The sequence below is a fragment of the Ruminococcus sp. CAG:330 genome (assembly GCF_000437175.1).
Taxonomy (GTDB): Bacteria; Bacillota; Clostridia; order Oscillospirales; family Ruminococcaceae; genus Ruminococcus_C.
On the sequence record NZ_FR898056.1, the window covers coordinates 25,628 to 37,743 of the forward strand.

Genomic DNA, 12,116 nt, shown 5'->3' on the forward strand with positions numbered 1-12,116 from the left:
CAGCAGGAACAGGATTGCCTTCTTGATGTTCTCGTAGATGTTTCTGCCGTTCTTTACCGCCTTAACGATAGTGGCGAAGTTGTCGTCGGTCAGAATCATGGCTGCGGCATCTTTAGAAACCTCTGTGCCCGTGATGCCCATGGCAACACCCACATCCGCCTGTTTCAGTGCAGGGGCATCGTTGACACCGTCACCGGTCATGGCAACAATGTTGCCTCTGGTCTGCCATGCACGCACGATTCGAATCTTGTGCTCCGGTGTCACACGGGCATAGACCGATTTGTCTGCCACGAAGTTCACTAGCTGCTCGTCGGTGTAAGCATCCAGCGCTGCACCCTCCACGGCCTCCTCCGGCTTTTCCAGAATGCCGATTTCCTTGGCGATGGCGGAAGCGGTGACGATATGATCTCCGGTAATCATGACCGGCTTGATACCCGCAGACCGGCACTCAGCAACCGCTTGCTTGGATTCCTCCCGAGGCGGATCCATCTCGGCGATCAGGCCAAGGTAAGTCAGATCGTTCTCATCGGAAATATCCAGTGCCTCGCCGGAGAACTCCTTTGCAGCGAAGCAGAGCACACGCAGCCCCTGTTCGGAGAGTTCCTCCACCTGTTCCACGATCTCCTGCTTCTCCGCCTCCGAACATGTCATGCGATCCAGCAGCACATCGGTTGCGCCCTTGGTGTACATCTTTCGCACACCACCGCACTCGTTCAGGGTAGACATCAGCTTTCGGTCGGAGTCAAAGGGAATCTCGCTGATTCGTGCGTGGCTCTCCCGCATCTGGGCGTCAGACAGTCCGCAAGTCTGCGCAAACCGCACCAGTGCTGTTTCTGTTGGGTCGCCGATCTCCGTGCCGTCCTGATAGGTGGCATCGTTACAGAGCACAGACGCCAGAATCAGCTCCTGTTCCTCCGGATTTTCCGGACTTACATCGTCTGCAGCGATGATGTGATCCTGCACCACGATTTTCCGAACGGTCATCTTGTTCTGGGTCAGAGTGCCGGTCTTATCCGAGCAGATGACAGAGACAGAACCAAGTCCCTCTACTGCCTGAAGCTTCCGCATGATGGCGTTTTCACGGGACATCTTCTGTGTGCCGAAAGAGAGCACAATGGTGACAATAGAGCTGAGCGCCTCCGGAATTGCCGCAACTGCCAGCGCAATGGCGAACATCAGAGAGGACATCACGGAGTCAAAGTTCACGGCATCCGACTGCACCAGACTCAGCACAAATACCAGTGCGCAGATGATCAGAATGGCCATGGAGAGCCGCTTGCCGAACTGATCCAGTGTCTTTTGCAGCGGCGTTTTTCTCGTCTCAGCATTTTGAATCAGTGAAGCGATCTTGCCCACCTCAGTCTGCATGCCGATTTCGGTTACGACAAATGTGCCTCTGCCATAAGTGACGAATCCGCCGGAATACACCATATTCTTCCGGTCCGCCAGAGGCACCTCCTGCGAGATGGCATCCATGCTCTTTTCCACGTTGGTACTCTCGCCGGTGAGAGCACTCTCATTGGTTTGCAGCGATGCGCAGTCGATCAGTCGTCCGTCCGCCGGAATCTGATCTCCCGCCTCCAGCAAAACCACATCCCCGACAGTGATTTCCTCCGCCGGCAAGATGGCAGTCTGTCCGTCACGCAACACCGTTGCCGTAGGCGAGGAGAGTTTTTTCAGATTAGACAGGGATTTTTCCGCCTTGACCGTTTGCACCGTTCCCAGAATGGCGTTCATGGTGATTACCGCAATGATGACCAGAAAGCTCTCCAGATCTCCGGTAAATGCGGAAATCAGTGCAGCGATAATCAGGATGATAACCAGAAAATCCTTGAACTGTTCCAGAAAAATCAATAGAGTGGGCTTCTTCTTCCCCTCTGCAATGGCATTTTTCCCGTACTTTTCCTGACATTTTGCAGCGGTGTCGGAGGAGAGACCCTCTGGACATGTGCCCAGCTCCTGATACAGTTCCTCCAGATCCTGACGATAGTGTTCTTGCATACACAACATTCCTTTCCTTTTTTGCAGCATTTTGCGGGAGAATGGACAGCACACAGACAGAAAAAACGGCAAAACCCTACGGAACCGACAGCTTACCTGTCTGCGTGCTCCGTAAAAGTCTTGCCGTTTAGATATGAAGCGGGTTGCGTGAGTGCAACCGTACTGACGCCGCATAAACGGGATTTTCCCCGCCAGCTACTCTCTTTTACCCTTTTATTATACCCATTTTCGAAAAAAATGTCAAGCAAAATCAGCGATGTTCAAAAAGAATTCAAAAAAGCCCCGCAAAGGAGGACTCCTTCGCAGGACTTTCTGATATAATTTTCTGTCGTAAAACTTATGCGAACAGGCTCTTTCCGGTCATCTCTTCCGGCTGCGGCAATTCCATTGCCTCCAGCATGGTCGGCGCAATATCTGCCAGTACGCCGCCGTCCCGCAGGGGACGATCCATGCCGACAACAATGAACGGAACCGGATTGGTGGTGTGCGCCGTAAACGGCGTGCCATCCTTTTCCAGCATCTTATCTGCATTGCCGTGATCCGCAGTAATGAATGCGATACCGCCCTTTGCCATGATTGCCTCTACCATGCGTCCAACGCAGGTATCCACTGCCTCTACAGCTGCCACTGCTGCGTCAAATACGCCGGTGTGGCCAACCATATCGCAGTTTGCATAGTTCAGGATGATCGCATCATACTTATCACTTTCAATGGCTTCTACAACCTTGTCGGTGACCTCGTAAGCACTCATTTCCGGCTTCAGGTCGAATGTCGGTACGTCGGGACTCTGTACCAGAATCCGATCCTCGCCCTGGAAGGTCTGCTCTCTGCCGCCGTTGAAGAAGAACGTTACGTGCGCATACTTCTGGGTTTCTGCAATACGCAGCTGTGTCTTTCCGCACTTGCTGACATATTCTCCGAATGTCATGTGCAGATCCTCCGGCGGATAGGCAACGGTGACGTTCGGCATAGACGCATCATACTGCGCCATGCAGACGAACTGTACCGGGAAATAGCCGTTTCTGCGGGAGAATCCGCTGAACTCCGGATCCACGAAGCAGCGGGTGAGCTGTCTTGCTCTGTCCGGACGGAAGTTGAAGAAGATCACGCTGTCTTCCGGCTTTACAACGCCGTCCTTGTCCAGAACTGTGGGGAGCATAAATTCATCAGTTACGTCATTGGCATAGCTGTCTTCAATTGCCTGAACCGGATCGGAACCACCGGTCACGCCCTCGCCGTAAACCATTGCGGCGTAAGCCTTTTCCACACGATCCCATGCGTTGTCACGATCCATAGCATAATAACGACCGGAGATGGTTGCGACCTTGCCCACGCCGATCTCCTGCATTTTTGCAGCAGCTTCCTTCATGAAGCCCGCAGCAGATGCCGGCGGCTCGTCACGGCCATCCAGGAATGCGTGCACATAAACCTTGGACAGACCCTTTTTCTTTGCCATCTCCAGCAAACCGTACAGATGCGACATATGGCTGTGTACGCCGCCCGGAGAGAGAAGCCCCATCAAATGCAGTGCGGTTCCCTTTTCTTTGCAGGCATCCATTGCATCTGAGAGTGCCGGATTGGAGAAGAAAGTTCCGTTCTCGATGTCCTTGGTGATCTTCACCAGCATCTGATAGACGATTCTGCCCGCACCGATATTGGTGTGTCCGACTTCCGAATTGCCCATCTGACCGTCCGGCAGACCAACATCCAGACCGCTTGCCCCAATCAGGGTGTGCGGTCCCTTCAGGTATTTCTCCAGATTCGGTTTCTTTGCAGCACGAATTGCATTCCCATAGGCGTCCGGATTGTAGCCGAATCCATCCATAATAATCAATGCAACAGGTCTTTTACTCATTTGTGATCTTCCTTTCCCTCGTTTTCAGGCTGTCGTCTGTACGGCAATTTTCTTTTTTACTTGGAAGCTTCTGCCAGCAGAACGCCGAACTTCTCTGCAACCAGAGAAGCGCCGCCGATCAGACCGCCGTCGATATCTTCCTTTGCCAGCAGTTCTGCGCAGTTCTTTTCGTTCATAGAACCGCCGTACTGGATGGTCATGCCGTCTGCAATTGCCTTGTCATACAGATCTGCAACAGTTGCACGGATGAATGCGCAAACTTCCTCAGCCTGTTCTGCGGTTGCAGTCTTACCGGTACCGATTGCCCATACCGGCTCGTAAGCGATGACGATGTTCTTTACCTGATCTGCGGTCAGACCGTGCAGAGCGACCTTTACCTGCTTTGCAACAGTTTCGCCGGTGATGCCCAGTTCCCGCTCTGCCAGTGTCTCGCCAACGCACAGGATAACGGTCATGCCTGCTTCGATAGCAGCAGTGGTGCGCTTGTTGACGGTTTCATCGGTCTCGCCGAAGTACTGTCTGCGCTCAGAGTGGCCAACGATCACGTACTTTACGCCCATTTCGGTCAGCATATCTGCGGAGATCTCGCCGGTGAATGCGCCGCTCTTTTCGAAGTGCACGTTCTCAGCGCCAACTTCGATGTTGGTGCCCTCAGTCAGACGCAGTGCAGTTTCCAGATTGGTAAACGGTACGCAGATGATGACCCCACAGGTCTTGTCTGCTGCGATGGGCTTCAGAGCCTCGATCAGTGCAGTAGCTTCCTGACGGTTCTTGTTCATCTTCCAGTTGCCGGCAATAATTGCCTTTCTCAGTGCCTTATTCATAGCAAATTCCTCTTTCTTCCCACAGCGCCCTGCGAATCACTCCGCATCAGCATCTGTGATATAATCTCCCTCTTCGTGGGATCTCTTGTTGTTACTTCCGTTGTGACTTCCGATCACAATGCCTTTTGAGAAAGGCAGGAAAAGCATTCCCACTGCCAGACCGCACACTGCACCCAGCGCAAATGCTGCTGCCGGATTCAGAAACGCAGACTTTACGGATTCCTGCAATTCACATTTTTTCATGGGATCATTCCTTTCTCAAAGCGGTTCAAACGGAGAAGCGCTGCACCTCTCAGCTTGGCGCTTAGTTCTTGTCAGCGATTGCTGCAACACCCGGCAGCACCTTGCCCTCCAGATATTCCAGAGAAGCGCCGCCGCCAGTGGAGATGTGGCTCATCTTGTCAGCGAAGCCCAGCTGCATTACTGCTGCTGCGGAGTCGCCGCCGCCGATGATGGTGGTTGCATCGGTATCTGCCAGAGCCTGAGCCACTGCAACAGTACCCTTGCTCAGGATCGGGTTCTCGAATACGCCCATCGGGCCATTCCATACCACAGTCTTTGCAGTCTTTACAGCATCTGCGAACAGAGCCTGTGTCTTTTCGCCGATGTCCAGACCCATTCTGTCAGCCGGAATCTCGTGAGAATCATAAGTTGCAACTTCGATCTCAGCATCGATGGGGTTCGGGAATTCCGCAGCAGTTACGGTATCTACCGGCAGGAGCAGCTTCTTGCCGTTTGCCTCTGCCTTTTCGATCATTTCCTTACAGTAGTCCAGCTTGGTATCGTCTACCAGAGAAGTGCCAACCTCATAGCCCTGTGCCTTCAGGAAGGTGTAAGCCATACCGCCGCCGATGATCAGGGTGTCACACTTTTCCAGCAGATTGGAGATTACGTTCAGCTTGTCTGCAACCTTTGCGCCGCCCAGAATTGCAACGAACGGACGAACCGGATTCTCTACGGCATTGCCCAGGAACTGGATCTCCTTCTGCATCAGGTAGCCAACAGCGGTCTCCGGCACATACTCAGTTACGCCAACGGTAGAGCAGTGTGCTCTGTGTGCGCTGCCGAATGCATCCATAACGAATACGTCAGCGATGGAAGCCAGATCCTTGCTGAAGTCTTCAATGTTCTTGGTCTCTTCCTTGCGGAAACGAGTGTTCTCCAGAACGATGATCTCGCCGTCCTGCATTGCGTCAACAGCAGCTCTTACGGTATCATCTACTACAACATCGGACGGAACGAAGGTAACCTTTGCGGAAACCAGCTCAGCCAGACGGGCAGCAGCAGCCTTCAGGGAGAACTTATCCTCCGGACCATTCTTCGGCTTGCCCAGATGAGAGCACAGAATTACCTTTGCGCCCTCAGAAACCAGCTTGTTGATGGTCGGGAGTGCAGCCTGAATACGATTGTCGTTGGTGATCACGCCGTCCTTCATCGGAACGTTGAAGTCCACACGAACCAGAACCCGCTTTCCCTTTACTGAAATGTCGTCTACCGATACTTTGTTTAAACCTGCCATATCATTGACATCCTTTCCATAAAATAGAAATTACATTACATGGACGCAAAAGGAATGTGCAGATACGCACCTTTCCCTCCGCATCGCAAGCAATCCTATTATACACCATTTCTCAAATTTTTGCAAGTATTTCCCCGATTTTTTCTGAAAAGTCTAAATTTCATTCTGCGGGGACGTGCTTTTTGCAACAACGCATCAATTTTCTGCCGAACTGTTTCCGTGCAGGTACGGACGGAGGTACTGTCCCGTATAAGAATCTGCGCAGTCCGCCACCTGCTCCGGTGTTCCGCTGACAACGACCGTACCGCCACGGTCGCCGCCCTCCGGCCCGAGGTCGATGATCCAGTCCGCCATCTTGATGACGTTCAGATTGTGCTCAATCACGACGACCGTATTTCCGGCATCCGTCAGGCGCTGGAGCACATCCACCAGACGGTGCACGTCTGCGGTGTGCAGACCTGTGGTTGGCTCGTCCAGAATATAGATGGTCTTTCCGGTGGGGCGCTTGGACAGCTCTGTTGCCAGCTTCACACGCTGCGCCTCACCGCCGGACAGCGTAGTCGCCGACTGTCCCAGCTTGAGGTAGCCCAGTCCCACCTCCTGAAGCGTTTTGAGCTTTCGTGCGATTTTGGGCATATTCTCGAAAAAGACGACCGCCTCGTCAATGGTCATCTCCAGCACGTCATAGATAGACTTGTCCCGATACTTGACCGCCAGTGTTTCCCGATTATAGCGCTTTCCCTTGCAAATTTCGCAGGGCACGTAGACATCCGGCAGGAAGTGCATCTCAATGCGCAAAATGCCATCGCCCTGACAGGACTCGCACCGTCCGCCTTTGATGTTGAAAGAAAAGCGTCCGGCGGTGTAGCCCTTTGCCTTGGCATCGTTGGTCTTGGCGAACAGCTCCCGAATGTCCGTAAAAACGCCGGTGTAAGTCGCCGGATTGGAACGCGGCGTTCTTCCGATGGGCGACTGGTCAATGTCAATGACCTTGTCCAGATGCTCCAGCCCGTCCATTCCGTCAAAGTTGCCGTATCTCGTCCGTGCCCGATTGAGTTTGGCTGCCAGATACTTATAGAGAATTTCATTGACCAGCGAGGATTTGCCGGAACCGGAAACACCCGTAACACAGGTGAATGCGCCTAGCGGAATCTGCACCTGAATGTTTTTCAGATTGTGTTCCCGTGCGCCACGAATGGTGAGGTAGTTTCCATTTCCCGGCCGGCGCTTTTCCGGCAGCGGAATCTGCCGGCGACCGCTAAGATACTGCCCCGTAATAGACTCTTTGCAGGCAAGCAGCCCCTGCACATCGCCGGCGTAGACCACATTTCCGCCGTGAACGCCGGCGCCCGGGCCGATATCCACCACATAATCCGCAGCGAGAATGGTGTCGTCATCGTGTTCCACAACAATCAGCGTGTTTCCCAAATCCCGCAGCCGCTTCAGTGTGGCAATCAGTTTGTCGTTGTCCCGCTGGTGCAGACCGATGCTTGGCTCGTCCAGAATATACAGCACACCCATGAGGTACGAGCCGATCTGTGTGGCAAGCCGGATGCGCTGGCTCTCACCGCCGGAGAGCGTTCCGGCACTTCTGGAGAGGGTGAGGTATTCCAAGCCCACATTCCGCAGAAAGCCCAGCCGTTCCCGAATCTCCTTGATGATGCGTGCGCCGATGAGCTGTTCCCGTTCGGTCAGCTGGAGTTTCTCGAAAAATTCCAGCGCATTGGTCACGGAGAGAGCGGTCAGTTCCATGATATTCAGTCCGCCCACTGTGACAGCCAAGACCTCCGGCTTCAGGCGCTTGCCGTGGCAGACGGGACAGGACACGTCACTCATCAGAGCGCTGATTTCATCCTTCGACCACTCGCTGCCCTCGGCGAACCGCCGTTCCAGATTGGGAATTACCCCTTCAAAGGGTGCGTGATACCCCTCGCTCTTTCCGCCGGCGGTCTCCCGATGCAGCAGCAGCGGTTCGCCCTTTGTGCCGTATAGGAACAGATGCAGCTGTTCCTGTGAGAGGTCTTTCACCGGCACATCCAGCGAAATGCCGTATCTCTCCGCAATCGCCTGATAGTACATCATGGCGATGGAAGTATCAGTCAGACTGTTCCAGCCCGGCGCTTTGATAGCGCCCTGCCGGATGCTCAGATCCCCATTGGGTACGACCAGCTTCGGATCTACCTCCTGAAACATTCCCAGTCCTGTGCAGCGGGGGCATGCGCCAAAGGGGTTGTTGAACGAGAACATCCGTGGCGTCAGTTCTTCCACGGAAACACCGTGTTCCGGACAAGCGTAGCTCTGGGAGAACAGCAGCTCCTCTCCCCCGATGACATCCACCATCACCAGACCGCCGGTCAGGGACAGTACGGTTTCCAGACTATCGGTCAGACGGGTGCGAATGGTGGGCTTCACCACCAGACGGTCTACAATGATCTCAATGTGGTGCTTCTTGTTCTTTTCCAGCGTGATCTCCTCCGAGAGGTCGTACTGGCTGCCGTCCACACGGACACGAACATAGCCGGACTTTCTGGCGTTTTCCAGTTCCTTTTTGTGCTCTCCCTTTTTGCCTCGAACAATGGGGGCAAGCAGCTGGATGCGTGTCCCCTCCTCCAGCTGAAGGATTCGGTCAACGATCTCATCCACGGATTGCTGGCGAATCTCCCGTCCGCACACCGGACAGTGGGGAATGCCGATTCTCGCATAGAGCAGGCGGAGGTAGTCGTAGATCTCCGTCACCGTTCCCACAGTGGAGCGGGGATTCTTGGATGTGGTTTTCTGGTCGATGGAGATTGCCGGCGAGAGTCCTTCGATGCTGTCCACATCCGGTTTCTCCATCTGTCCCAGAAACTGCCGTGCATAGGAGGAGAGGCTCTCCATATACCGGCGCTGTCCGTCGGCGAAAATCGTATCGAACGCCAGAGAGGATTTGCCGGAGCCGGACAGACCGGTCATCACCACCAGCTTATCTCTTGGCAGTTCCACATCGATGTTTTTCAGGTTATTGGCACGTGCGCCGTGTACCACAATTTTGTCCAGCATAAGCTTATTCTCCCTCCAGCTCTCGAATCTTGTCCCGCAGGTATGCCGCATGCTCGAATTCCAGCAGCTTTGCCGCCTCCTTCATCTGCGCACGAAGCTGTTCGATCAGTTCCTGCTTTTCTTTGCCACGCAGATTTTTCCTGCTCGTCTTTTTCTCCACCTCTGTTTTGGTAGTAATCTCGATGACATCCCGCACATCCTTTTGAATGGTTTTCGGCGTAATGCCGTGCGCCTGATTGTACGCCATCTGAATGGCACGGCGGCGATTGGTTTCCGTGATGGCACGCTCCATGGAGCCGGTCACCTCGTCAGCGTACATGATGACCTGTCCGCCGGCGTTGCGGGCGGCACGGCCAATGGTCTGGATCATTGCTGTTTCGCTGCGCAGGAAGCCCTCCTTGTCCGCATCCAGAATAGCGACCAGAGAGACCTCCGGAATGTCCAGTCCCTCCCGCAGCAGGTTGATTCCCACCAGCACATCGAACTCGCCCAGACGGAGATCCCGAATGATCTTCATACGCTCCACCGTATCCACGCCGTGGTGCAGGTACCGGACACGCACGCCCATGCGTTCCAGATAGGCAGTCAGATCCTCTGCCATTTTCTTGGTCAGCGTTGTCACCAGCACACGCTCGTTTCGGGCTGCCCGTGTCTGAATCTCGGAGAACAGATCTTCGATCTGTCCCTCCACCGGCTTCACAAAAATCTCCGGATCCACCAGTCCTGTGGGGCGGATGACCTGTTCCACCACCTGTGCGGAGTGCTCCTGTTCAAACGGCCCCGGCGTGGCGCTGACGTAAATTGCCTGATGCACGTGGCTGTAAAACTCGTCGAAGTTCAGCGGACGGTTATCAAAGGCACTGGGCAGACGAAATCCGTAGTCCACCAGCGTCTGCTTTCTGGCACGGTCGCCGGCATACATGGCACGCACCTGCGGCAGTGTCACATGGCTCTCATCCACTACCAGCAGGAAGTCCTCCGGAAAGTGATCCAGCAGCGTATACGGAACACTGCCGGCAGGACGGCCGGCCAGAATGCGGGAGTAGTTCTCGATGCCGCTGCAAAAGCCGATTTCCTGAAGCATCTCCATGTCGTACTGTGTCCGCTGCTGAATCCGCTGCGCCTCAATGAGTTTGTGATTGGCATTGAACCACGCCACACGCTCCTCCATCTCCTGCCGGATCGTCTGCACCGCTGTGGCGATCTTCTCGCTGCTGACCACATAGTGGGAAGCGGGCAGGATGGCGGCGTACTGCATGGTCGCCGTTACCGCACCTGTCACGGCGTTGATCTCACAGATGCGGTCAATCTCGTCGCCGAAATACTCCACCCGAATCGCCTTATCGGTCGAGGAAGCCGGAAAGATCTCCACGACATCGCCCCGCACCCGAAACTTGTTCCGGACGAAGTTGACATCGTTCCGCTCGTACTGGATGGCGACCAATTCCCGCATCAGCTGCTCCATTGGCTTCTCCATACCCGGACGAACGGACACGATCATGGAGCGGTATTCCTCCGGACTGCCCAGCGAGTAGATACAGGACACGCTGGCAACAATGATGACATCCCGCCGTTCCGCCAGCGCAGCCGTTGCGCTGTGACGCATCTTGTCGATCTCATCGTTAATGGCGGAGTCTTTTTCAATATAGCTGTCTGTGCTTGGAATATACGCCTCCGGCTGGTAGTAGTCGTAGTAGGAAACGAAGTATTCCACCGCATTGTTGGGAAAAAACTCCCGCAGTTCCGAGCAGAGCTGTGCTGCCAGAATCTTATTGTGCGCCAGCACCAGCGTGGGGCGGTTCACCTGTGCGATGACGTTGGCAACGGTGTATGTCTTTCCGGAACCGGTTACGCCCAGAAGCGTCTGCTCACGGTCGCCGTCCCGAATACCCTGCACCAGCTTGGCGATTGCCTCCGGCTGATCTCCGGTTGGCGCAAAGGGCGCATGCAGTTCAAAATGATCCATATCCATTCCTCCTTGGAAAAACCGATTATGACCAGCCCATCAGCTGACGCATGGAAACCGTATCCCCGTACTTTCCCACCACAATGTGATCCAGCAGTACGATCTGCAAACCGTTCAGGATGTTGCGGAGCTGGTTGGTGGAGAAGATGTCGGCATCGGTCAGTGCAGCAGATGCATTGGGGTGATTGTGTGCCAGCACCACACGGGTACAGCGCAGACGAATGGCACAGGAAGCGATCCGATGGGCATCCAGAAACACCTCCTGCGTTGTGCCATCGCCGATGACTTCGCTGCGAATCAGCTGGAGGGACTCATTCAGGCAGAGCAGGACGACCTGTTCCGAGATAACGCCGGAGAACCACGCTTTCAGATAGTTGCAGAGTTTCGGCAGCGTGTCCATGACATCACTGTCGCTCATTTTATCCAGCTGGTACATCTGGCAGAGCTGCGGAATCAGCTTCAGCAGCACCGCCGCATTTTCTCCGATGCCGTCAATGCGCTTCAAGTCCTCGATGTCCGCATCCAGCACGCCGGAAAGCGAGTGAAACTCTGCCATGAGATCGTGGGCGATGGGGTTGGTGTTCACCCGTGGAAGCGCATAGAACAGCAGCAGTTCCAGCACCTCGTGGGGCTGAAAGGTTTGCAGTCCGCTGTCCTGAAATCGCTTTCGCATGCGTTCCCGATGTCCGCCGTGGCAGTGGGCGGGATGTGCGGAAGCGTTTCCATCGTCCTGTTTCTGACGCACAGCGCATTCACCTCCATAAAAACTGCTTTTCTTTTTTCCGAAAATATGGTATACTAGGGGTTGTTTGAAAAATAGCGATGTTTGGGAAAATGCACAGAAATTACTGTATGTTAGGAGAGAATCCGCAGGCAGGCTGTCGCCTGACAAGGATTTTCGACGACACAGAC

8 protein-coding genes are annotated in these 12,116 nt (G+C 54.4%); all 8 read right to left on the bottom strand.

Features of this window, described 5'->3' with window-relative positions; genetic code table 11:
* A partial coding sequence (locus QZL66_RS06640) for a cation-translocating P-type ATPase (RefSeq protein WP_293601916.1) occupies nucleotides 1–2,001 on the bottom strand: 2,001 nt, incomplete at its 3' end.
* Nucleotides 2,002–2,338: 337 nt separating this feature from the next.
* Nucleotides 2,339–3,856 (bottom strand): 2,3-bisphosphoglycerate-independent phosphoglycerate mutase, encoded by a 1,518-nt coding sequence (gene gpmI, locus QZL66_RS06645; protein WP_022410951.1) that lies wholly within the window; start codon nucleotides 3,854–3,856, stop codon nucleotides 2,339–2,341.
* Nucleotides 3,857–3,912: 56 nt separating this feature from the next.
* The gene (gene tpiA / locus QZL66_RS06650) at nucleotides 3,913–4,680 is read right to left on the bottom strand and encodes a triose-phosphate isomerase (RefSeq protein WP_022410952.1); all 768 of its coding nucleotides are present in this window, start codon (nucleotides 4,678–4,680) and stop codon (nucleotides 3,913–3,915) included.
* Between the two features lie 36 nt (nucleotides 4,681–4,716).
* Entirely contained in the window at nucleotides 4,717–4,923 is a 207-nt protein-coding gene (locus tag QZL66_RS06655) for a hypothetical protein (protein WP_022410953.1), read from the bottom strand.
* 61 nt (nucleotides 4,924–4,984) lie between these two features.
* Nucleotides 4,985–6,199, bottom strand: coding sequence for a phosphoglycerate kinase (gene pgk, locus QZL66_RS06660; protein ID WP_022410954.1), 1,215 nt, complete (start codon nucleotides 6,197–6,199; stop codon nucleotides 4,985–4,987).
* 195 nt (nucleotides 6,200–6,394) lie between these two features.
* Nucleotides 6,395–9,238, bottom strand: coding sequence for an excinuclease ABC subunit UvrA (uvrA, locus tag QZL66_RS06665; RefSeq protein WP_022410955.1), 2,844 nt, complete (start codon nucleotides 9,236–9,238; stop codon nucleotides 6,395–6,397).
* 4 nt (nucleotides 9,239–9,242) lie between these two features.
* Nucleotides 9,243–11,204: an excinuclease ABC subunit UvrB gene (gene uvrB, locus QZL66_RS06670; RefSeq protein WP_022410956.1), complete on the bottom strand. Its 1,962-nt coding sequence runs from the start codon at nucleotides 11,202–11,204 to the stop codon at nucleotides 9,243–9,245.
* Nucleotides 11,205–11,229: 25 nt separating this feature from the next.
* Nucleotides 11,230–11,949, bottom strand: a complete 720-nt coding sequence (locus QZL66_RS06675) for a JAB domain-containing protein (protein ID WP_022410957.1) — start codon at nucleotides 11,947–11,949, stop codon at nucleotides 11,230–11,232.
* Nucleotides 11,950–12,116: the final 167 nt, after the last annotated feature.